We start from the raw sequence: 23,152 nt of genomic DNA on the forward strand, positions 1-23,152 counted from the left end.
CATTTGTTAAATTTCTTCACCGTTCCCAGGTCTCATGAGCGTCGGCGTCCTGATCCGGCGACCGGTGCGCGGCGTCACGGCGTTGCGCGGCGGACGCGCGCGGCGGCCGACCCCGTACCAGGTGTTCGGCCTGCTGTTCTGGCTGGTGATGTCGCTGGCGTACTGGCGGGTGCCGCTGTGCTGCGACGCCGGCCAGCACACGGCCGTCGTCGAACGCCTCAAGGCCCATCTCCTGCATCCGCTGCACCCGATGGCCGATCTGCCGGGCGCGGGCAGCCCCTACTACTCGCCGTACGCGGTGGCGCAGGGCGCGTTCGCCCGGCTGACCGGGTTCACGGGCTGGGAGGTGCTGCGGGTCGCCGGGCCGGTGAACCTGGCGGTGCTGCTGACCGGCATCGGCCGCTTCGTACGGGTGCTGACGCCGAGGCCGTGGGCCCCGGTGCTGGCACTGGCGGCCATGACCCTACTGTGGGGCACCGAACGGGCCTGGTGGAGCGGCTATCTGGGCCTGATGTCGATGACCGGCAACCTCGGCTACCCGTCCGCCTTCGCCATCGGGCTCGCCTTCTGGGCGTGGGCGTGGACGGGGGCACGCGCGCGTGACGCCCGCCAGGTGCGCTACGTCGGCCCGAACGGCCTGCGCGGCTTCACCGGGTACGCGGGACTGGGCGCGCTGTACGGGGCGATCCTGCTGGTGCATCCGATCACCGCGGTGGCGGCCGTCACCGGAGGCGTCGCCTTCGTCACGGGATGGCAGCGGGGGTGGCGGCCGGCGGTCGTCGCCCGGTGGGCCGTGGTGGGCGCGGCGGCGCTGGCGGTCGCCGTCGTCTGGCCCTACTTCGACCTGTTCGAACTGGCCGGCGACGACAGCGTGGACGCGATGCACCGGCGACTGTACGAGGGGCTGACCGGCCACTTCTGGCTGGCACTGCTGGGCCTTCCGGCGCTGTGGGCGCGGGGCCGGCGCTCCTGGCGCGACCCGCTGGCGCTGATGTTCGCCCTGGACTGTCTGGTGGTGGCGTACGGCTGGATCAGCGGCCACTACACCTACGGGCGGATCCTGGGCCTCACCCTGGTCCCGCTCCAGTTCGCGCTCGCGGTGGAACTGGCGACGCCCCGGCCGTGGGGCGCGGGGCGGCGGGTGCTGGGGGCGGTCGCGGCGGGCGGTGCCTGTCTCGGCCTGCTGACCGTGCAGGCGGGGGCGGTCGTGCCGCGCGCACTGGACCCGGTCGGCTTCGAGCAGCCGCCGGACTGGCCGACGTACGACTGGGCCGCACGGCACATCGGCCCCGGGGAGGTGGTGGTCACCGACGGCTACTACGCCGTCCACGCCATCGCCGGCTACGGCCCGAACCTCGCCGCGCCCGCCTGGCCGGACGCGGCCCTGGACGAGCGGGTGCGGCTACGACGGCTCGCGGACGTCCGCGCCTACCTCGCCCCCGGATCGACCCGCGCCGAGCGTGCGGCGATCGCCCACCGCTACCGCATCCGCTGGCTGCTGCTCACGCGCTGGCACCCGGTGCCCGAGGAGGCCGTGGTGGTGGCGTGGAGCCGGCGGACGGGGGAGGTGCTGGCGCGGGTCGGCTGAGCTTCCCGGAGCCGGGGTGCCGGGGATCGGCCGGGATGCCGGGGACTAGCTAGGGGATTAGGGGATTACTCGATGACGAGGTCGACCTCGATGTTGCCGCGGGTGGCGTTGGAGTAGGGGCAGACCTGGTGGGCGGCCTCGACCAGCTTGCGGCCGGTCGCCTCGTCCAGGGTGTCGGGCAGCTCGACGCGCAGCGTCACCTTCAGACCGAAGCCCTCGCCCTGCTTGCCTATGCCGACCTCGGCGGTCACGGCGGCGTCGCTGACGTCCACCTTCGCGTTACGGCCGACGAGGCCCAGCGCGCTGCCGAAACAGGCCGCGTAACCGGCGGCGAACAGCTGCTCCGGGTTGGTGCCCTGACCGTTGCCGCCGAGCTCCACCGGCATGGCGAGCGCGAGGTCGATCTTGCCGTCGTTGGAGACGGCGCGACCCTCGCGGCCGTGGGTGGCGGTGGCGACTGCGGTGTAGAGCGCGTCCATGGATGAACCATCCCTCTCGGAAATCTGTGTCAGGGGGTGGCCGGCCCTCACGCGGTTCGCTGCTTCGCTTTTTCGCGTCCGGGCCGCCTCACGGGGATAAGTAGAGCACACAACTCAGTTGTGCACAACTAAATGGCTCGCTGGCGCTACCCTGGAGTACATGACCCCGACGTCGACCCCCGCTCTTCCCCCCGCCCAGGAGAACTGGCTCCGCCTGGACCGCCAGATCTGCTTCTCCCTGCACGCCGCCTCGCGCGCCTTCAACGGCGTGTACCGCGTGATCCTCAAGGACCTCGGGCTGACCTACCCCCAGTACCTGGTCATGCTGGTGCTGTGGGAAGAGGGCGACCTGCCGGTGAAGAGGCTCGGCGAGCATCTGCGCCTGGACTCCGGCACGCTCTCGCCGCTGCTCAAACGGCTGGAGGCGGCCGGTCTCGTACGCCGGGAGCGCAGCGCGCGCGACGAGCGCTCGGTGGAGATCCGGCTCACCGAGGAGGGGGTGGCGCTGCGCGAGAAGGCGCTGAAGGTGCCGCGCCGGATCGTCTCGGCGACCGGGTTCGACCTCGCCGAGATCGGTGAGCTGCGCGAACGCCTCGACCAGCTCACCTCGGCGCTGGACGCGGCGGCAGTGGAGGAGGAGCCGGCAGACGCATCCGGGGATGCGCCGGGGAACGAGCCGGGGGATCGGTAGGCGGTCTGCGGCTGTAGAGACGCAGGGTCACGCCGTCCCGCACGAACTCGCGGCTCGGCACGCTGGGCGCGAACTCCTCCTCGACGACGGTCAGCTTGACGCGCTCGGTCGGATTGCGCGGGTACCACGGCGAGCGCAGGGCGTACGGCTCGGCGACCACCCAGAGCCGGTCCAGCGCGCGCAGCCTGCGGCGCAGCTCGCCGGCGCGGATCTCCCGGCCGTACAGCGTCCCCGACGCCGGCCCGGAGGCCCTGAGCGCCACGTCCCGCACGCCCCGGAACCCCGCCGGATACGTCACCGCCGCCCGCCGCCCGATCGACGGCAGGAACACCACCGCCTCGCCCGGCCGCACCGCACGCGCGGCGGCCTCGGAGACGGCGGCGAGGCCGTCGGGGCGGGTGAGGAGGGTGCGGTCCTGGCGGTGCAGCGGCAGTTGACAGAAGAACGCGAGGGCGACGGCGACGGTTCCCGCGAGGGCGGACGCCAGGGGTCTCGTGAGGCGTCTCGTGAGGGGTTTCGTGAGGGCGGCGCGGGGGCCAGGGGCGGGGGCTCCCCTTCGGGGGACGAGCCGCGCTCCCGCCCTCAGCAGTCGGTCCGCTCCCGCCGCCACCAGCAGCGGTGCGCCCGCCAGGGCGTACAGCACGTACCGGTCGTCGTACATCGGGCGGACCTGGGAGACGGCGAGGAGGGTCAGCGGGGGGACGGTCGCCAGCGGCAGCGCGACGGCCGCGAGGGCCGGGACGGATGTGAAGGTCGGGAGGGCCGGGAGGGCCGGGAGGGAGCGGCGGCGGGCGTCCGGCAGCAGTGCGACGGCGGCCAGGAGCAGGCAGGTCCAGAAAACCAACCCGCTCACCCCCAGGAAGGCGTGCAGCAGCCGCTCCGCGCTGCCCGGGCCGGGCCTCGGCAGCCACGCCACCTGAGCGGCCTGGGCCTGCGACGCCAGGGCGAGCGGGACCAAGGCCAGGACGGCGGCCCCCGCCGCGCCGGTCCAGCGCGCCCAGACTCTCCCCGGCACGCGCGCGAGGGCGAGCGTCAGCGCGTGCGCGAGCACCAGCAGCACCGCCAGCTCATGCAGCAGACAGGTCAGGGCGACGAGGACGCCGTAGGGCCACCAGGGGCGGCCCGTCAGCGCGCGGACCAGCTGCAGGGTCGCGCCGGTCGCGCCCGCGGCGACCAGCGCGTACGAGCGGCCCTCCTGCGCGTAGTGGCCGGCCAGCGGGGTCGCCGCGTACAGCAGGCCCGCCCACAGGCCGACGCGCGGCCAGGCGAGCCGTACGCCCAGGGCCGCGACCAGGCCGGCGGTCGCGGCCGCGCCGACGACGGACGGCAGGCGCAGGGCGGTCTCGGCGGCCGTGCCGGGGCGTACGGCGAGGACGGCGTGCATGAGGAGGTAGTACAGGCCGTGCACCGCGTCCACGCCGTGCAGCAGCCGCCAGATCTCCGGGGCCGAACGCCGCGCGACCTGAAGGGTGACGGCCTCGTCGCGCCACACGCCGCCCCGGTCTAGCCCCCAGAGACCGAGCACGAGCATCACGGCCACGGGGACGGCCACCGGGAGGGCGGCGACGAGAGCCGCAGGGACGGTCGCGGCGACGGCGGCGTGCGGTCCCGACCTGTGCGAGCGCTGGTTCACCACACCGCAGATTTTGTACTATTAGCAAGCTCTTACTCGTGATTGACGGCCTATAAGGCTCTATGAGAGCTTTATCAGCGTTCGTCCGGATTACGATCCGCGATGATGAAACGCCGTCGCCTTCTCGTCCTCGCCGCCGCCTGGCTCGCCACGCGCGCCCTGATGCTGTGGCTGCTCGCCCACAACTCCCTGTCCCTGCTGGGCCGGGGCGGTGTCGCCCGCGAGGTGTGGCATCTGTACCACCACTGGCACGGCGTCCTCGCGCACGGCGCGTTCCCGGCGCACGACCCGCTGTGGCAGTACCCGCCGGGCGCGGGCCCGGTCCTGCTGTCCCCGGCGCTGCTGCCGGGCCTGACGTACTTTCAGGGGTTCGTCGCCCTCACCCTGGCCGCCGACCTGGTGACCGCGCTGGCGCTGGCCCGCGCGGGCAGCCGCCCCGGCCGCTCGCTGCGCGGACCCGCGCTGTGGATCGGCGGCCTGCCGCTGCTGCTGCACACGCCGCTCGCCCGCTACGACGTGCAGGTCACGGCCCTCGCTGTGCTCTCCCTGCTGGCGCTGGGGCGCTCCACGCGCGCGTGCGGCGCGTTCGCGGCCATGGGAGCGCTGGTGAAGGCGTGGCCGGTGCTGGTGCTCCTCGGGGTCCCGAGGGGGCGGCCGACGCGCTCGGCGTGGACGTGGGCCGCGGCGACCGGTTCCGCGCTGCTCGCGCTGCTCTGCCTCTGCTTCGACAACCCCTTCGCCTTCCTGCGTCAGCAGGGCGGCCGGGGCGTGCAGATCGAGTCGCTCGGCGGCACCGCGCTGCTGCTGGCGACCCACGCGGGCCGGCCGGGCCGGGTGCGCTACCAGTACGGGGCGATGGAGTTCACCGGCCCGTACGTCTCGCTCGTCGCCGACTCCTGCCTCGCCCTGACCGCCGTCGCCTTCGGACTGCTGCTCCTGTGGCGGGTCCGCTGCCGACGGTGGACTCCGGCGACCCCGCACGACGCCGCGCTGAGCGCCGTCCTGCTGTTCACCGTCACCAGCCGGGTGATCAGCCCGCAGTACATGGTGTGGCTGATCGGCCTGGCCGCGGTCTGTCTGACCTCCCGGCACACCACCCAGCGCCCGGTCGCCGCGCTGGTCGTCGCGGCGACCGCGGTGAGCGCCGTGGTCTACCCGGCCCTGTACCACGAGGTCGTCGCCTGCTCCTGGACCGGAGTCGCGCTGATGCTGCTGCGCAACGGGCTGCTGGCCGCGGCCGCCTGCCTGTCCTTCGCCCGCCTGTGGCACGCCGGGACGGCGCGTGTCGCCACGGGCACGGGGGGTCATCCACAGGCCCAGCGTGAGAGTCCGGCTCCTGCTTCACTGTGAGACACAGCCATTGCGGGGCCTTCGGGACGAAACACACGAGGGGGAGGTCGTGACATGACCTGGTTGATCACGGGCGGCGCGGGCTACATCGGGGCGCATGTCGTACGGGCGCTGACCGAGGCGGGCGAGGGGGCGGTGGTGTACGACGACCTGTCGACGGGCCTCGCCGCGCGCGTGCCGGCCGGGGTGCCCCTGGTGGTGGGCTCGACGCTGGACGGCGAGCGGGTGTCCCGCGTCCTCGCCGAGCACTCCGTGACCGGAGTCGTCCATCTCGCGGCGAAGAAGCAGGTCGGCGAGTCGGTGGACCGGCCCCTGCACTACTACCGGCAGAACGTGGAGGGCCTGAGAGTCCTGCTGGAGGCGGTGACCGCAGCCGGGGTGCCGTCCTTCGTGTTCTCCTCCTCGGCGGCCGTCTACGGCATGCCGGACGTCGACCTGGTCACCGAGGACACCCCCTGTGCGCCGATGTCGCCGTACGGGGAGACGAAGCTGGCCGGCGAGTGGCTGGTCCGCGCGACCGGCCGGGCCACGGGACTGTCCACGGCCTCGCTGCGCTACTTCAACGTGGCCGGCGCGGCCGCCCCGGACCTCGCGGACGCCGGCGTCTTCAATCTCGTCCCGATGGTGTTCGAGAGACTCACCGGGGACGCGCCCCCGCGCATCTTCGGCGACGACTACCCCACCCCCGACGGCACCTGTGTGCGGGACTACATCCACGTGGTCGACCTGGCGGAGGCCCATGTGGCCGCGGCCCGCGCCCTCCAGGCCTCCCCCGGCCGCGATCTCACCCTCAACATCGGCCGGGGAGAGGGCGTCTCGGTACGGGAGATGATCGACCGCGTCAACGCCGTCACCGGGTACGACCGGCCGCCGACGGTCACCCCCCGCCGCCCCGGCGACCCGGCACGCGTGGTCGCCTCCGCCGACCGGATCGCCGCCCAACTGGGCTGGAAGGCCAAGCACGACGTCCAGGACATGATCACCTCGGCGTGGGAGGGCTGGGTACGGCTGCATCCGGAGGCGGCCCGGGCGTAGGGCCGGCGGTTCCTACGCGTTGTTCAGGTACGCCAGCACCGCCAGCACTCTGCGGTGTCCGGTGTCGCTCGCCGGGAGGCCGAGCTTCAGGAAGACGTTGCCGATGTGCTTGCTGACCGACCGCTCCGTGATGACGAGCGTGGTGGCGATGGTGGTGTTGTCGCGGCCCTCGGCCATCAGCTTCAGCACCTCGCGCTCGCGCGGGGTGAGCTGGTCCAGCGGCGAGTCCTTGCGGCGGGTCATCAGCTCGGTGACGACCTCGGGGTCCAGGGCCGTGCCGCCGCCCGCGACCCGCTCCAGCGCGTCCAGGAACTCGTCGACCCGCCCGACCCGGTCCTTCAGCAGATAGCCGACGCCGCTCGCGCCGCCGCCGAGCAGCTCGGCCGCGTAGGACTCCTCGACGTACTGGGAGAGCACCAGCACCGGCAGTCCGGGGATCTTCTCGCGGGCCTCCAGGGCGGCCCGCAGCCCCTCGTCGCGGAAGCCCGGCGGCATCCGCACATCGAGCACGGCCACGTCCGGGCGGTGCTCGAGGAGCGCCGGCAGGACCTCGGGGCCGGAGCCGGCGACGGCCGCCACCTCATGCCCGGCCGACGTCAACAACAGGACCAGGCCCTCTCTCAGCAGGGCGTTGTCCTCGGCTATCACGACTCTCATGCTGCCTCGACTCCCGTCACCACGCCCGGAGCCCTCGGCTCACAGGTGTCTCGATCGCCTCACCGGCGTCTCGAACGCCTCACAGCGCCTTGATCGCCTCGGCGGTCGCCCGCGCCAGCGCGCCCAGATACCCCTTGGGCAGCTTCGGACTGCGGATCACCACCGAACGCCAGTAAAGCGGACCCGAGATCAGATCGAGCGCCAGCTCGTCGTCCAGTCCCCCGCGAACCTCGCCGCGCAGCTCCGCCGCCGCCACGATCTTCAGCGCGACCCCCTCCTGCCCCTCCCGCAGCGCCTTCTGCAGCGCCTCGGCGATCTCGGGGTTGCGGGCCGCCTCGGCCTGCAGGTCGGGGATGATCTGCGAGGCCACGGGGTGGCGCAGCGCCCGGGACGTCACCTCGTACAGCACCCGCAGATCGCCCTCCAGGCTGCCCGTCTCCGGGGCTGGCAGGCCCTGCACGGCGATCGCCGAGACGATGTCGAGGACCAGGTGCAGTTTGGAGCGCCAGCGCCGGTAGACCGCGGTCTTGCCCACGCCGGCGCGCCGGGCGATGCCCTCGATGGACATCCGCGCATAGCCGACGGTCGCGAGCTCCTCGAAGACGGCCGCCCGAATGGCTTCCGTCACATCCTCACGGAGCACGGCCGCTCCGGCGGGGGCCCGGCGGCGCGGCCGCACCTGGGACCCGTCGGCGTTCGTCGCGTTCGTCGTCATACGAACCAGCATAGGGCGTTACGACGAAACGGTTGCGTTCCGACGTCGATTCGGCCTACGCTCACGTTGCGACGATACGGTCCCGTCCCGACGTAAGAAAACGTGAAGAGAAGCGTAAGGAAACGTCGGACGACGGCGGCGCGAGCCGCCGTACCCGCACCCCCTCCCCCCGAGTGAAAGCAGCGGATGTGAGCCAGGTACTCCACACACCGCCCAGGACACAGGCCGTACCCCACGACGACCTCGCGGCTCTCGCCGCCCGTCACGGCCTCGCGGTCAGCGGTGCCCGCCCCTCCCTGCCCCAGTACATCCGCCAGCTGTGGGCGCGCCGCCACTTCATCACCGCCTTCGCCACCGCCAAGCTGACCTCGCAGTACAGCGACGCGAAGCTGGGCCAGGTCTGGCAGGTGATGACCCCACTGCTGAACGCGGCGGTGTACTACTTCATCTTCGGCGTGCTGCTGCAGACCAAGAAAGGCGTGCCGGACTACATCCCCTTCCTGGTTACGGGCGTGTTCGTCTGGACGTTCACCCAGAGCTCCATCATGTCGGGCACCCGGGCCATCGCCGGCAACCTCGGCCTGGTGCGGGCCCTGCACTTCCCGCGGGCCGCGCTGCCGATCTCGTACTGCCTGCAACAGCTCCAGCAACTGCTGTTCTCGATGGCCGCCCTGCTGATCATCCTGTTCGTCATGGGCGTGCCGCCGGCGCTCTCCTGGGTGCTGGTGATCCCCGCCCTGGTGCTGCAGTTCATCTTCAACGCGGGTGTGTCGATGATCCTGGCCCGGGCCGGGGCGAAGACCCCGGACATCGCGCAGCTGATGCCGTTCGTCCTGCGCACCTGGATGTACCTGTCCGGCGTGATGTGGAGCATCGACAAGCTGCTCAGCAAGCACACCGGCCTGCCGTCCTGGGTCGTCGACGTGCTGCGCGCCAACCCGGCCGCCGTCTACATCGACCTGATGCGCTTCGCGCTGATCGACAGCTTCCACGCGAGCCAGCTGCCGCCCCACGTATGGCTGGTCGCGACCGGCTGGGCACTGCTCGCGGGCGTCGGCGGCTTCATCTACTTCTGGAAGGCTGAGGAGACGTACGGCCGTGGCTGACAACACGATCCACCCCGAGCCCTTCGCGTACGACGGCGAGCGGGCCCCCACCGTCATCGCCGACGGCGTCGACATCGTCTACCGGGTCAACGGCACCGGCGGCGGCCGCGGCAGCGCCACCGCCGCCCTCAACCGCATCCTGCGCCGCAAACAGACCGAGAAGGCGGCGGGCACCCGGCTGGTGCACGCCGTGAAGAACGTCTCGTTCGTGGCGTACAAGGGCGAGGCGATCGGCCTGATCGGCTCCAACGGCTCCGGCAAGTCGACGCTGCTCAAGGCAGTCGCGGGCCTGCTGCCGGTGGAGAACGGCAGGATCTACACCGACGGCCAGCCCTCCCTCCTCGGCGTCAACGCGGCCCTGATGGGCGACCTGACCGGCGAGCGCAACGTCTACCTCGGCGGTCTGGCGATGGGCATGTCCCGGGAGCAGATCAAGGAGCGCTACCAGCAGATCGTGGAGTTCTCCGGCATCAACGACAAGGGCGACTTCATCTCCCTGCCCATGCGCACCTACTCCTCCGGCATGGGCTCCCGCCTGCGGTTCTCCATCGCCGCCGCCAAGGACCACGACGTCCTCCTCATCGACGAGGCCCTCGCCACCGGCGACGCGCAGTTCCGGCGACGCTCGGCGGACCGGATCCGCGAGATGCGCGAGCACGCGGGCACCGTCTTCCTGGTCAGCCACAGCAACAGCTCGATCCGCGAGACCTGCGAGCGGGTGATCTGGCTGGAACGCGGCGAGCTGAAGATGGACGGCCCCACCGAGGACGTCATGCAGGAGTACGAGGCCTTCACCGGGGACGGCAAGGCCAAGAAGAAGCCCGCCCCGAAGCCGAAGCCGGTCGCGGCGACCGCGTAACGGACGGCGGCACAGCGCCGACCGGGCAACGGACGGCGGCACAGCGCACGGCGCACCAGCGCGAAGGAGGGGCGCCCCGAAGACCCGGGGCGCCCCTCCTTCGCATCCGCACCTACGAATGCGTCCGCAGCAGCGTGCGCATCGTGCGCATCGCCACCGACAGGTTGGCCAGGTCGAACGTCTCCGAGCCCTGGATCTCCTCCAGGGTGGTGCGCGCCCGGCCCAGGATCGCCGCGTTCTTCTCCTCCCACGCCTTGAAGCGCTGCTCGGGCGTCGAGCTGCCGTTGCCGACGGCCAGGACGTCCGCGGTCAGCGCCGCGTGGGCCGCGTACAGGTCCTCGCGGATCGAGGCGCGGGCCATGGACTGCCAGCGGTCGGCGCGCGGCAGATCGATGATGCGGTCCATGAGCTGGGTGATGTGCAGCCGGTCGGCGAGGTCGTAGGAGATCTCGGCCACGTCCAGCGGGTCACGGCCCATGCGGTCGGCCACCGAGACGATGTCCAGCGCCGGGAACGCCGAGGAGAACCCGGCCACCCGGGTGGCCAGCTCGTCCGGGACCCCGGCCTCGGTCAGCTCGTCGTAGATCTTCTGCCACCACTCGAGGTCCGCGCCGCGCAGCAGCTTCGTCAGCTGCGACCAGACCTGCTCGACGCGCTCGGCGAAGAACTCGACGGTCTCGGCGAGCTGCAGCGGCTGCGGCCGGTTGTTCAGCAGCCAGCGCGTGCCGCGCTCGACGAGCCGCCGCGAATGCAGCCGGATACGGGTCTGCACGCCGGCCTCGACCCGGTTGTCGAGAGCCTCGACCGCATCCCACACCGGCGCCGAGCGGAAGATCGCCCGGGCCGCGGTCTGCGCCCGCACGATCTCCTCCAGCGACGCGCCGGTCTCCTCGCGCAACCGGTGCAGATACGTCGTACCGCCCGTGTTGACCGTGTCGTTGACCAGCACCGTCGTGGTGATCTCGCGGCGCAGCGGGTGGCTGTCGACGTAGCTCGGGAACCTCTCGCGCAGCGCGGTCGGGAAGTACGCGTGCAGCAGGCTGCGCAGATAGGGGTCGTCGGGCAGCGAGGTGTGCAGCAGCTCGTCCGACACCGTGATCTTCGTGTACGCCATCAGCACGGCCGTCTCCGGCCCGGTCAGCCCCTGCGCGGCGCCGAGGCGCTCACGGATCTGCCGGTCGGTGGGCAGGAACTCCAGCGCCCGGTCGAGGTGCCCCTCGCGGACCAGGTGGCGCATGAAGCGCTGCTGCGCGTGGAGCATGTCCTTGGACTGGAGCAGGGCGTTGGCGATCGCCGTGTTCTGCGCGTAGTTGTTGCGCAGCACGAGAGCGCCGACCTCGTCGGTCATCTCGGCGAGCAGCTTGTTGCGCTGCTTGACGGTCATGTCGCCGTCGGTGACCAGGCCGTTGAGCAGGATCTTGATGTTCACCTCGTGGTCGGAGGTGTCCACGCCCGCGCTGTTGTCGATGGCATCCGTGTTGATCCTGCCGCCGCGCAGCGCGAACTCGATCCGGCCGAGCTGGGTCAGGCCCAGGTTGCCGCCCTCGCCGACGACCTTGACGCGCAGATCGGCGCCGTCGACGCGGATCGGGTCGTTGGCCTTGTCGCCGACGTCCGCGTTCGACTCCGTGCCCGACTTCACGTACGTGCCGATGCCGCCGTTCCACAGCAGGTCCACCTGCGCCCGCAGGATCGCCTTCATCAGGTCGGCCGGGGTCAGCTTGGTCACGCCCGGCTCGATGCCGAGGGCCTCACGGATGTGCCCGTTGACGGGGATCGCCTTCGCCGTACGGGGGAACACGCCGCCGCCGGCCGAGACGAGGTCGCCGTCGTAGTCGGCCCAGCTGGAGCGGGGCAGCTCGAACAGGCGGCGGCGCTCGGCGTAGGAGACGGCCGCGTCCGGGTTCGGGTCGATGAAGATGTGCCGGTGGTCGAAGGCGGCGATCAGCCGGATGTGCTCGGAGAGCAGCATGCCGTTGCCGAACACGTCGCCGGACATGTCGCCGATGCCGACGACCGTGAAGTCCTCGGTCTGCGTGTCGACGCCCAGCTCCTGGAAGTGCCGCTTGACGGACTCCCAGGCTCCGCGGGCGGTGATGCCCATGCCCTTGTGGTCGTAGCCGGCCGAGCCGCCGGAGGCGAAGGCGTCGCCGAGCCAGAAGTCGTACGACTGGGCGACCTCGTTGGCGATGTCGGAGAACGTCGCCGTGCCCTTGTCGGCCGCGACCACCAGGTAGGTGTCGTCCTCGTCGTGCCGTACGACGTTCTGCGGGGGCACGACCTCCCCGCCGACCATGTTGTCGGTGATGTCCAGCAGCGCCGAGATGAACGTCTTGTAGCTGGAGATGCCCTCGGCCAGCCACGCGTCGCGGTCCACGGCCGGGTCGGGCAGCCGCTTGGCGACGAAGCCGCCCTTCGCGCCGACGGGCACGATCACGGTGTTCTTCACCATCTGCGCCTTGACCAGACCGAGCACCTCGGTCCGGAAGTCCTCACGCCGGTCGGACCAGCGCAGACCGCCGCGCGCGACCTTCCCGAACCGCAGGTGCACGCCCTCGACCTGCGGCGAGTACACCCAGATCTCGAACGCCGGCCGGGGCGCCGGCAGATCGGGGATGGCCCGCGGGTCGAACTTCATGGAGACGTAGTCGTGCGGGGCGCCGTGCGCGCTCTTCTGGAAGAAGTTGGTGCGCAGGGTCGCCTTGATGACGGTGAGGAAGGACCGCAGGATCCGGTCCTCGTCGAGAGAGGCCACCTGGTCCAGGGCCGCGTCGAGCTCCTCCAGCAGGGCGTCGACGATCTCGTGCCCGGCACGCTGGCGGTCCGGCGACATCCGCGCCTCGAAGAGGGAGACCAGCAGCCGGGTGGTGTGGACGTTGGTCTTGAGGGTGTCCTCCATGTAGTCCTGGCTGAAGGTGGACCCGGCCTGCCGCAGGTACTTGGCGTACGCCCGCAGCACCATCGCCTGCCGCCAAGTCAGCCCCGCGCCCAGCACCAGCGCGTTGAACCCGTCGTTCTCCGCCCTGCCGGTCCAGGTCGCGGAGAACGCCTCCTGGAACCGCTCACGCCCGTCGTCGCCGAGGGAGTCGCCGCCCGGACCGGACAGGTTCCCGGGGATGCGCAGACCGAAGTCGTAGATCCAGGCGATGCTGCGGTCCGCGCAGCGCAGCTCGTACGGCCGCTCGTCGATCACCTCGACGCCGAGCCGGCTGAGCACCGGCAGGACGGCCGACAGGGAGATCGCCTCACCCTTGCGGTAGATCTTGAAGCGGCGCTCGTCGGGCCCTGCGCCCACCGGCTCGTACAGGCTGAACGCGAAGTTCTGCTCCTCGGTGAGCTTCTCGAGCCGGACGAGGTCGGCGACCGCGGCGCGCGGGATGTGGTCGGCCTTGTAGCCCTCGGGGAAGGCGTTGTTGTAGCGCCGCAGCAGCTCCGCGGCCCGCTCCTCCCCGCACTCCCCGTTCAGAGCCTCGGCGAAGGCGTCGGCCCAGGAGCGCGCCGCCTCCACCAGCCGCGCCTCGATGCGGTCCTTGTCGGCGTCGGACAGCTCCGGCAGCTCGGTGCCCTGCGGGACGCGGACGACGAAGTGCAGCCGGGACAGGATCGACTCGGTGTTCCAGGCGGTGAAGTCGACGCTGGTCCCGCCGAGCTCCTCCTTCAGGATGTCGATGATCCGCAGCCGCACGCCGGTCGTGTACCGGTCACGGGGCAGGTAGACGAGCGCGGAGTAGTAGCGGCCGTACTCGTCCTGCCGCAGGTAGAGCCGCAGCCGCCGGCGCTCCTGCAGATACAGGACGCTGGTGACGATGGACCTCAGTTCGTCCACCGGCGTCTGGAACAGCTCGTCGCGCGGGTAGGTCTCCATGATCTGGAGCAGGTCGCGCCCGTCGTGGCTGTTGGGCGAGAAACCCGCGCCCGTCAGCACGGCGTCGACCTTGCGGCGCACGACGGGGACCCGGATCACGGACTCGGTGTAGGCGGCGGAGGAGAACAGGCCCAGGAACCGGCGCTCCCCCACCACATTCCCGTCGGCGTCGAACTTCTTCACGCCGACGTAGTCGAGGTAGGAGGGCCGGTGGACGGTGGCCCGGCTGTTCGCCTTGGTCAGCACCAGCAGCTTGTGCTCGCGCGCCTTGGCGCGGGCGTCGGCCGGGAGCCGCTCGAAGGAGGGGCTGACGGGGTGGGCGTCGCCGTCGGCGTGATGCGGATCGGCCCGCAGAATGCCCAGCCCGGTGCCGGGGACGGCGGCGAGGGAGTCGTCCTCGCGCAGCTGGTATTCCCGGTAGCCGAGGAAGGTGAAGTGATCGGCGGCCAGCCAGCGCAGCAGCTCGCGGGCCTCGTCGACCTCGGGCGAGGTGAGATCGCCGGGGACGGGCTCGCTCGGCAGGTCGTCCGCGATCCGCATCGCGGCCTCGCGCATCTTCTCCCAGTCCTCGACGGCCTCCCGGACGTCGGACAGGACGCGCAGCAGATCAGCCGTGATCTGCTTCAGATCGGCGCGGTCGGACTCCCGGTCCGTCTCCACGTGGATCCAGGACTCGACGTGCACGTCGTGCGGAAGCTCCCCGCCGGCCGAGGGCGCGTCGAGCACCTCGATGAGCTTGCCGACGACATCGCGGCGGACGACGACCTGCGGATGGATGACGAGATGGATCCCGCGTCCCTGCCGGGTCAGCTCATTGGTCACGGAGTCGACGAGGAAGGGCATGTCGTCCGTCACCACCTCCACGACGGAGTGACTGCACGCCCAGCCGTTCTCCTCGACGGTCGGCGTGTGCACCCGGACGTTCGCGGTGCCCTGCGGCCGGTTCTCGGCGAGCCGGTAGTGGGAGAGCGCGGCGCCGAAGACGTCGACCGGGTCACGGTCGGCGAGGTCCTCCGGCGCGGTGTGCAGGTAGTAGCGCTGGAGGAACGACAGCAAGGACGCACGGTCCGGGGTGTCCGGAGTGCCCCCGCCCTTCGTCCCAGTCGGTAGGCGCCCCCCGACCGGACTGTTCTCAGCGACCCGGGCCGCCCGCTCGAGCAGCTCGGCCTTGGCTTCGTCCAGCTTGGTCTGCATTGTCCTCTGGCTCCTGTCGCGCGCCATTGCGTGACGTAGAAGGAAGTACGGTCTCTTCGCTTCCGACGTAACGCCGCGACGCGGGGTGTCCGGTCTGCTCCGACGCTATGCCGCAAGGTGAGATGAGCGGGGGGTTATCAGCCATTCTCGACACGTCCCCGGGGTGTGACACTGCTCTCTGCGGAGCGTGCACCCGGAGTGTGTACGGCGTCCTGGGGGCCCTTGCGACCCCGTCCCGCCCGCGAAGACCAGCGACCGCAGCCCGGTCACGGAGACAATCCGCACTCACCGGGCGCAGGGCAGGGGCAACCACGCCCCCGCGAACTATCGCGCTGATCACGCCACCAGGCTATCGCCCCTCCCCGGCCCCCCGTCATGAGCCGTATGTGTACAAAACAAGGGCCCTAACTTTGCCGTTCTGCACAGGGGGGAGAGGGGGGTGATGTGCGGGGGGGGCAGGGGAGGGGGTGAAGTGCGGGGGCGGGGACGGGAGGGGACGGGCGGGGGCGAGGACAAGTCGGCGCGGCCCCGCGGCACAACCTCACCCAGCCACCCGCCCCCGCTACCTCACGCGGCCATCCGCCCCGCAACCTCCACCGCTTCCGCCAACGTGTCCACCACGGGCGCCCCGACCCCCTCGAGGCTGGCCCGACTGTGCGACCCCCCGGTGTACAGCACGGCTCTCGCCCCCGCATGCATCGCGGCCACCGCGTCATCGGCGGCGTCCCCGATCACCACCGTCCGCGCCGGCTCCACCCCTCCCAGCGCCGCGAGATGCCGCACCATGTGCTCGGCCTTGCTCCCGCCGGACGGTCCGGTCCGCCCGTCCACCCGTACGAAGTGCGGCTCGATCCCGAACCCGCGCACCAGCGGAACGAGTTCCTCATGGACGTACATGCTCAGCAGCGACTGACTGTGCCCCGCCGACCGCCACCCCGCGAGCAGCTCCACCGCCCCCTGGGTGAGCTCGCACCGCGCCCGGTGCTCCGCGTAGTACCGATGGAAGACCTCGTCCATGACCTCCCACTCCTCGTCGGTGGGCAGTCTCCCCATCAGCCGCTCATAGAACTTCGGTACCGGCACGCAGTACAACGCCCGGTACCGCTCCAGCGTGATCGGCTCCAGCCCCAACTCGACGAACGCCGCGTTCGTCGCCCCGATGATCGCTTCGTTGTCGTGGAACAGCGTCCCGTTCCAGTCCCAGACGATATGCACCGCTTCCTGCTGCTTCCCCATACCCGCAAACGTACCCGCCACCACTGACAATCAAGAGAACACCGGCCCACGGAACGGGACGGGGAAGCCGCCGTTCCCTTCGGCTACTCCCCGGACCCCACCAGATTCGGGATCTCCTGCGTGGCGAACCACAGCAGCTCATGATCCTCGGCCCCGTCCACGACGAACTGCGCGTCGTCGTCCCCGCCTTCCGCCGCCGCCACCGCCGCGGCCGCCGCGGTCACGTCCGCCTCCGCGTCGCCCGAGTCGACGTGCACGGCGGCCGCCTTGGCCAGCGACACGATCCCGGCCACCCGCACCTCGCCGAGCGCCGCCGGGTCCAGCCCCCGGTCGGGGTCGGCCACGGCCGCCCGGTCGGGTACGTCCACGGCGACCACGACCCGCCGCCGCGGCGCCCCCGCATCCACCGCGAGCAGCCGCAGCGAGGCGAGCGCCGCCCGGCTGAGGGCCGCGTACTCCAGCTCCTCGATGTCGTCGGAGAGGTACCACTCGCGCAACGCGGGCGTGACGGCGTACGCGACGAGCGGCCCGGACCCCAGCTCCCCCGTCTTGTGGGCCTCGGCGAGGCCGGGGAGGGTCAGGGGAACGTAGACGCGCATGACTGGCCGCTCTTTCGTGGTCGAAGGCTCCGCTCGGCGCTCCGGCAAGGACGCGAAGGACGCTCCCGCGCCTCCCCGGAGGACCTTCAGGATACGTGCGGGAGTCCCCTTTCGGGCCCCTGCCCACACCCCGGAACGCGTCCACCGCATGCCCCGGAATTCACCCCCCGCACCCCGCCCACCCGGGCTTTTCCCTCCACCGACCACCCTGATAGGTGAATCCCCTCCACCCCCTGCCCCCACTCTCCGCTCCCTTGCCGTCACACACCGCGACCCTCTACAAGATCCACAACGGCAAGTTACCGCCCGGTAGATCCGGGCCCGTGGAACGTAGAACGGGGACACCCATGAACAAGGTCATGACGAGGGCGCAGCACCACCCCGGCACCCGCCCGCCCGGCCGCCGCGACACCCGCCGCCCCGCGGGCGCCCCGCCGCGCACCCCGGGCGGCGGCACGCCCCGCACGGCGCCCGACGGCGGCCGCCCACCCGGCTCCCCCGGCTCCGCAGGCCCCGCCCACACCCGCCCTGCCGACAGCCGCCCCGCAGGCGCCCCACCCCGCACCCACACCTCCCGTACGACGCCGACCGCGCCCCAGCCCGCCACAACGGCCCCCAGCACCCCCGTCGCCCCCGTCGCCCAGCCCCGCCCCACCGACCTCTTCGCCGACCGCCTCCTCGCCGTCCTGAGCGGCCGGCGTCCCGTCCACTTCATGCTCCGGCACACCGTCGGCCCCGCCTACGACGACCTCGCGCGCCTCGCCGAACGCGGCCCCCTGCGCACCCGCGACGGCATCAGCCCGATCGTCCGGGACATCGGCTACTACGTCCCCCGCCCCGGTGCGATCGAGGCCTTCGCCCGCATCGGCTCCGGCGACCGTCTGCGCGCGATGGCCTTCCGCCTGGAACTCGGCGCCGACCGCCGCTGGCGGTGCACCGCAGTGGAACTGGGCGGCCCCCGCAGCCCGCGCCCGCGCGACTGAGACGACCCGGCCCGCCCCACGCGCATACGCACGCACAAGGGCCGGGCCACCCTCGGGTGACCCGGCCCCAAGCCGCTGCGCTACTTCATACAGCCCTGCTTCTCACGCTTACGACGCTACTTCTTGCGCCGCCGCCCCGCCTTGGCCTGCTTACGGCGCTCCGCGCGCGTGAGACCGTCGGCCTCGGAACGGACCGGCTCGTCGTCGTCACTCTCGAAATCGCCCTCGATCGTGCCGCCCTCGCCGTCCACGGTCGGCGCCGAGAAGTGCAGCTGGCGACGCTGCGGAGCGTCCAGCCCCTTGGCACGGATCTCCGGACGCCCGCCCGACTGCGCCGGCACCACGTCCTGCTTCTCCATGTCGACCGGCTCGGCGTCCTCCACCAGGACCTCCTCGACCTGCTGCTCGACCTGGACCTCCAGGTTGAACAGATAGCCGACGGACTCCTCCTTGATGCCGTCCATCATCGCGGAGAACATGTCGAAGCCCTCACGCTGGTACTCCACCAGCGGGTCCTTCTGCGCCATCGCGCGCAGGCCGATGCCCTCCTGGAGGTAGTCCATCTCGTAGAGGTGCTCGCGCCACTTGCGGTCCAGGACCGACAGCACGACCCGGCGCTCCAGCTCACGCATGATCTCGGAGCCGAGCTGCGTCTCCCGGCCCTCGTACTGCTCGCGGATGTCGTCCTTGATGGACTCGGAGATGAACTCGGCGGTCAGACCGGCCCGGTCGCCGGCCGCCTCCTCCAGCTCCTCCACGGTGACCTTCACCGGGTACAGCTGCTTGAACGCGCCCCACAGCCGGTCCAGGTCCCAGTCCTCCGGGAAGCCCTCGGCGGTCTCCGCGCCGACATACGCGTCGATCGTGTCGTCCATGAAGTGGTGGACCTGCTCCTGCAGGTCCTCGCCCTCCAGGACACGGCGACGCTCGCCGTAGATGACCTCACGCTGCCGGTTGAGGACCTCGTCGTACTTCAGGACGTTCTTACGGGTCTCGAAGTTCTGCTGCTCGACCTGCGACTGCGCCGACGCGATCGCGCGCGTGACCATCTTGTTCTCGATCGGCACATCGTCCGGGACGTTCGCCATCGACATCACGCGCTCGACCATCTGGGCCTTGAACAGACGCATCAGGTCGTCGCCGAGCGACAGATAGAAGCGGGACTCGCCCGGGTCGCCCTGACGGCCGCTACGGCCGCGCAGCTGGTTGTCGATACGCCGCGACTCGTGCCGCTCGGTGCCGAGGACATAGAGGCCGCCGAGGTCCTTGACCTCCTCGAACTCCGCCTTGACCGCCTGCTCGGCCTTGTCCAGGGCGGCGGGCAGGGCCTGCGCCCACTCCTCGATGTGCTCCTCGGGGTCGAGGCCGCGCTGCCGCAGCTCCGCCTCGGCGAGGTCGTCGGGGTTGCCGCCGAGCTTGATGTCGGTACCACGGCCGGCCATGTTGGTGGCCACGGTCACCGCGCCCTTGCGACCGGCCTGGGCGACGATCGACGCCTCACGCTCGTGGTGCTTGGCGTTCAGCACCTCGTGCTGGATGCCGCGCTTGGAGAGCTGCTGCGACAGGTACTCGGACTTCTCGACCGACGTCGTGCCGACGAGGATCGGTTGGCCCTTCTCGTGCTTCTCGGCGATGTCGTCGACGACCGCCTCGAACTTCGCGACCTCGGTGCGGTAGATCAGGTCCGACTGGTCCTTGCGGACCATCGCCCGGTTCGTCGGGATCGGGACCACGCCGAGCTTGTAGATCTGGTGGAACTCGGCGGCCTCGGTCATCGCCGTACCGGTCATGCCGGACAGCTTGCCGTAGAGGCGGAAGAAGTTCTGCAGGGTGATCGTGGCGAGCGTCTGGTTCTCGTCCTTGATGTCCACCCCTTCCTTCGCCTCGATGGCCTGGTGCATGCCCTCGTTGTAACGGCGGCCGGCGAGGATACGGCCCGTGTGCTCGTCGACGATCATGACCTCGCCGTCGATGACGACGTAGTCCTTGTCCTTCTTGAAGAGCTCCTTCGCCTTGATGGCGTTGTTCAGGTAGCCCACCAGAGGCGTGTTCACCGACTCGTAGAGGTTGTCGATGCCCAGCCAGTCCTCGACCTTGGCGACACCGGGCTCGTGGATGGCGACCGTGCGCTTCTTCTCGTCGACGTCGTAGTCGCCGGTCTCCTCGAGGCCCTTGAGCGGGTTGCCCACCTCGCCCTTCTTCAGGCGGGTGACCAGCTTGGCGAAGTCGCCGTACCACTTGGTGGCCTGGTCGGCCGGGCCGGAGATGATCAACGGCGTACGCGCCTCGTCGACCAGGATCGAGTCGACCTCGTCGACGATGGCGAAGTTGTGGCCGCGCTGGACGAGCTCGTCCTTGGACCACGCCATGTTGTCGCGCAGATAGTCGAAGCCGAACTCGTTGTTCGTGCCGTACGTGATGTCGCACAGGTACTGCTCGCGGCGCTGGGCCGGCGTCATGTTGGCCAGGATGCAGCCGACTTCCAGACCCAGGAACTTGTGGACGCGACCCATCATCTCGGAGTCGCGCTCGGCCAGGTAGTCGTTGACCGTGATGAGGTGGACGCCGTCGCCGGAAATGGCGTTGAGGTACGCGGGCAGCGTGCCCACCAGCGTCTTGCCCTCACCGGTCTTCATCTCGGCCACATAGCCGAGGTGCAGGGCTGCCCCGCCCATGAGCTGCACGTCGTAGTGGCGCTGGCCCAGCGTGCGCTTGGCGGCCTCGCGCACGGTGGCGAAGGCCTCGGGCAACAGGTCGTCCAGACTCTCACCGTCAGCGTAACGCTGCTTGTACTCATCGGTGAGGGCCCGCAGCTCGGCGTCGGAGAGGTCGACGAAGTCCTCTTCGATGGAGTTGACCTGGTCCGCGATGCGGTGCAGCTTGCGCAGGATTTTGCCTTCGCCTGCACGCATGATCTTCGAGAGGACGGACACGGGGGTTGGTCTCCTTGCCGGTCGGGCCTAGGACGGTCGGTTTCCATATTCCACATGACTCACTGAGCAACGGCCATCGTATGCGAGGACCCCGCCGCCCCGGGAGGCCTGCCGTGACGAGGACCGCACACTCCTGCGCGCCTGCTCCAAAATCTTCTCCAAAGAGGAGAACGGCCGGGCCCCGCCGATGGTGCCGCGTCCGGCACGCGAATTGCGCGAATTGTGATCACCCACTCACGCACCGCAAAACAATGGCGCCCCCCGCACACCCCCGAACAGAATCGGGCGATGGAGCCCGTCACCCTCACCACCGACCGACTCGTCCTGCGCCCGGTCGGCCCGCAGGACGCCGACGCCGTGTACGCCGCCGCCCAGGACCCCGACATCCAACGCTGGACCACCATCCCCTCCCCCTATCTCCCCGAACACGCCCGCAGCTTCACCGAGGAACTCGCCCCGCACGGCTGGGCCGACGGCTCGACGTTCACCTTCGGCGTCTTCCTCCCCGAAGGAGCCCTGGCCGGCATGCTCAGCCTCATGATGCGCTCCCTGGGCACCGCCGAGATCGGCTTCTGGGCGACGAAGGAGCACCGCGGCCACGGCTACACCGCCGAGGCCGCCCTCACCGCCGCCCGCTGGGCCTTCACCGCCCTCTCCATCGACCGCGTCGAATGGCGCGCCGAGGTCGGCAACACCGCCTCCCGCGCGGTCGCCGAACACATCGGCTTCACCCTGGAGGGCACCCTGCGCTCCGCCTTCAACAACAACGGCGTACGCCGCGACTGCTGGCTGGCCTCCCTCCTCCCCTCAGACCTGGGCCTACCGTCGGCGGCCCCCTACCTACCGGCCCCTTCAGCCCGTCCGGCGTTTGAGGACGAGGCCCTTTAGCGGCCGAAAGCGGGGGTCTGGGGACTCAGCCCCCAGGTTCGGGACGGGAAGGGGCGGCGGGGGCGAAAACCCTCAAGGCCCACCCCCACAGCACAAACCCCCAGCTCACCCCCCACTGTCAGTCCCACCGCCTATCGTGCGGACACATGACGACCCCGCGCCACACCGCAGAGCACTCCACGGAGCTCTCCGCAGACGAAGCCCGCCGCATCGCCCTCCGCGCACAGGGCTTCCTCGGCACCCCCGACCGCAAGGCCGGCGTCCGCGGAGTCCTCCGCCACCTCGGCGCGGTCCAACTCGACACCATCTCCGTCCTCGCCCGGTCCCACGAACTCATCCCGTACGCCCGTCTCGGCGCCGTCGACCGCAAGACAGTGGAGAACGCCTACTGGAAGGACACGCACGCCTTCGAGTACTGGTCCCACGCCGCCTGCATCCTCCCCATCGAGGAATGGCCCCACTTCGCCTTCCGCCGCCGCGCCTACCGCAACCGCCCTCACTGGAACCACGACCTCCCGGACGGCACCTATGACCAGGTCGTCAAACAGCTCCGCACCGAAGGCCCCCTCACCGCGACGGAGTTGGGCGGCGCGAAGAAGACCAGCGAGTGGTGGGACTGGTCCGGCACCAAGGTCGCCGTCGAACGCGCACTGATGTACGGCGAGGTCGTCTGCGTCGAGCGCCGCGGCTGGAAGCGCGTCTACGACCTCGCCGAACGCGCCGTCCCGGCCGACCTGCTGCATGACGAGCTGGACGACACCGAGTGCCTGCGCCGGCTGGTCCGCCTGGCCGGCCAGTCCCTCGGCGTCGGCACCCGCGCGGACATCGCCGACTACCACCGTCTCAAGGGCGAACAGGTCGACGCGGTGATCGCCGACTCGGGCCTGGTCCCCGTCACCGTCGAGGGCTGGGGCAAGCCGGCCTGGGCCGACCCGGCCGCTCTTCGGACACCTCCGCGCGGCCGCCACCGCACCACGCTCCTGTCCCCCTTCGACTCCCTCGTCTGGGAACGCGCGCGCACCGAGCGGATCTTCGGCTTCACCCACCGCCTGGAGGCCTACGTCCCCAAGCCGAAGCGGGTATACGGCTACTTCGCGATGCCGGTCCTGGCGGGCGGGCGCCTCGTCGGCCGCGTGGATCCTGCCCGAGAGGGCAACACACTGGTGGCCAAGCAGGTCACCCTGGACGGCCCGAAGGCGGTCCCGGCGGTCGCCCAGGCCCTGCTGGAGGCGGCGAGCTGGGTCGACTGCACGAACGTACGCGTGGAGCGCGTGGACGCCCCGGAGCTGCGCGAGCCGCTCGCCCAGGAACTCGCCCGCGCACTGACCTGACCCACGTCAC

General features: G+C 70.9%; 17 protein-coding genes. 9 read left to right on the forward strand and 8 right to left on the reverse strand.

What is annotated here, in order from left to right; translation table 11 throughout:
* Window positions 1-34: 34 nt before the first annotated feature.
* Entirely contained in the window at window positions 35-1,588 is a 1,554-nt protein-coding gene (locus OG562_RS16515) for a hypothetical protein (protein WP_266398161.1), read from the forward strand.
* 65 nt (window positions 1,589-1,653) lie between these two features.
* On the opposite strand, the gene OG562_RS16520 is transcribed toward OG562_RS16515, so the two are convergent.
* Window positions 1,654-2,067, reverse strand: coding sequence for an organic hydroperoxide resistance protein (locus tag OG562_RS16520; protein WP_266398162.1), 414 nt, complete (start codon window positions 2,065-2,067; stop codon window positions 1,654-1,656).
* A gap of 160 nt (window positions 2,068-2,227) precedes the next feature.
* Between OG562_RS16520 and OG562_RS16525 the strand changes: the two genes are divergently transcribed.
* The gene (locus tag OG562_RS16525) at window positions 2,228-2,758 is read left to right on the forward strand and encodes a MarR family winged helix-turn-helix transcriptional regulator (RefSeq protein ID WP_266398164.1); all 531 of its coding nucleotides are present in this window, start codon (window positions 2,228-2,230) and stop codon (window positions 2,756-2,758) included.
* Here OG562_RS16525 and OG562_RS16530 read toward each other — a convergent pair.
* Window positions 2,670-4,394, reverse strand: coding sequence for a glycosyltransferase family 39 protein (locus tag OG562_RS16530; protein WP_323187524.1), 1,725 nt, complete (start codon window positions 4,392-4,394; stop codon window positions 2,670-2,672). The genes OG562_RS16525 and OG562_RS16530 overlap by 89 nt on opposite strands.
* A 102-nt stretch (window positions 4,395-4,496) precedes the next feature.
* Here OG562_RS16530 and OG562_RS16535 point away from each other — a divergent pair, with 102 nt between their 5' ends.
* Window positions 4,497-5,741, forward strand: a complete 1,245-nt coding sequence (locus OG562_RS16535) for a glycosyltransferase family 87 protein (RefSeq protein ID WP_266398165.1) — start codon at window positions 4,497-4,499, stop codon at window positions 5,739-5,741.
* A gap of 54 nt (window positions 5,742-5,795) precedes the next feature.
* Window positions 5,796-6,776, forward strand: coding sequence for a UDP-glucose 4-epimerase GalE (gene galE / locus OG562_RS16540; protein ID WP_266398166.1), 981 nt, complete (start codon window positions 5,796-5,798; stop codon window positions 6,774-6,776).
* Between the two features lie 12 nt (window positions 6,777-6,788).
* Here galE and OG562_RS16545 read toward each other — a convergent pair whose 3' ends face one another.
* Both OG562_RS16545 and OG562_RS16550 read right to left on the reverse strand, forming a co-directional pair.
* Window positions 6,789-7,433 carry a response regulator transcription factor gene (locus OG562_RS16545; protein WP_266398168.1) on the reverse strand — a complete coding sequence of 215 codons (645 nt, stop codon included), beginning with the start codon at window positions 7,431-7,433 and terminating at the stop codon, window positions 6,789-6,791.
* A 79-nt stretch (window positions 7,434-7,512) separates the two neighbouring features.
* Window positions 7,513-8,160 (reverse strand): TetR/AcrR family transcriptional regulator, encoded by a 648-nt coding sequence (locus tag OG562_RS16550; protein ID WP_266398171.1) that lies wholly within the window; start codon window positions 8,158-8,160, stop codon window positions 7,513-7,515.
* A 176-nt stretch (window positions 8,161-8,336) separates the two neighbouring features.
* On the opposite strand from OG562_RS16550, the gene OG562_RS16555 reads away from it, so the two are divergent.
* Window positions 8,337-9,254, forward strand: a complete 918-nt coding sequence (locus OG562_RS16555; RefSeq protein WP_266398174.1) for an ABC transporter permease — start codon at window positions 8,337-8,339, stop codon at window positions 9,252-9,254.
* A complete protein-coding gene (locus tag OG562_RS16560) occupies window positions 9,247-10,113 on the forward strand; it encodes an ABC transporter ATP-binding protein (protein WP_266398175.1) in 867 nt (288 codons plus the stop codon). The genes OG562_RS16555 and OG562_RS16560 overlap by 8 nt, the downstream gene beginning before the upstream one ends.
* 112 nt (window positions 10,114-10,225) lie before the next feature.
* On the opposite strand, the gene OG562_RS16565 is transcribed toward OG562_RS16560, so the two are convergent.
* From OG562_RS16565 to OG562_RS16575, 3 genes are all read right to left on the reverse strand, one after another.
* Complete coding sequence (locus OG562_RS16565; RefSeq protein ID WP_266398177.1) at window positions 10,226-15,172, reverse strand: NAD-glutamate dehydrogenase; 4,947 nt, start codon at window positions 15,170-15,172, stop codon at window positions 10,226-10,228.
* 567 nt (window positions 15,173-15,739) lie between these two features.
* A complete protein-coding gene (locus tag OG562_RS16570) occupies window positions 15,740-16,408 on the reverse strand; it encodes an HAD family hydrolase (RefSeq protein ID WP_266398179.1) in 669 nt (222 codons plus the stop codon).
* 83 nt (window positions 16,409-16,491) lie between these two features.
* Complete coding sequence (locus OG562_RS16575; protein ID WP_266398182.1) at window positions 16,492-17,007, reverse strand: hypothetical protein; 516 nt, start codon at window positions 17,005-17,007, stop codon at window positions 16,492-16,494.
* A 347-nt stretch (window positions 17,008-17,354) separates the two neighbouring features.
* Between OG562_RS16575 and OG562_RS16580 the strand changes: the two genes are divergently transcribed.
* Window positions 17,355-17,990 (forward strand): Rv3235 family protein, encoded by a 636-nt coding sequence (locus tag OG562_RS16580; protein ID WP_266398183.1) that lies wholly within the window; start codon window positions 17,355-17,357, stop codon window positions 17,988-17,990.
* Between the two features lie 116 nt (window positions 17,991-18,106).
* Here OG562_RS16580 and secA read toward each other — a convergent pair whose 3' ends face one another.
* Window positions 18,107-20,923, reverse strand: a complete 2,817-nt coding sequence (secA, locus tag OG562_RS16585) for a preprotein translocase subunit SecA (protein ID WP_266398186.1) — start codon at window positions 20,921-20,923, stop codon at window positions 18,107-18,109.
* Between the two features lie 288 nt (window positions 20,924-21,211).
* Between secA and OG562_RS16590 the strand changes: the two genes are divergently transcribed.
* Together OG562_RS16590 and OG562_RS16595 are read left to right on the forward strand one after the other, a co-directional pair.
* Window positions 21,212-21,811 carry a GNAT family N-acetyltransferase gene (locus OG562_RS16590; RefSeq protein WP_266398187.1) on the forward strand — a complete coding sequence of 200 codons (600 nt, stop codon included), beginning with the start codon at window positions 21,212-21,214 and terminating at the stop codon, window positions 21,809-21,811.
* A 146-nt stretch (window positions 21,812-21,957) separates the two neighbouring features.
* Complete coding sequence (locus OG562_RS16595) at window positions 21,958-23,142, forward strand: winged helix-turn-helix domain-containing protein (protein WP_266398190.1); 1,185 nt, start codon at window positions 21,958-21,960, stop codon at window positions 23,140-23,142.
* Window positions 23,143-23,152 lie beyond the last annotated feature (10 nt).

It is taken from the genome of Streptomyces sp. NBC_01275, assembly GCF_026340655.1.
Taxonomy (GTDB): domain Bacteria; phylum Actinomycetota; class Actinomycetes; order Streptomycetales; family Streptomycetaceae; genus Streptomyces.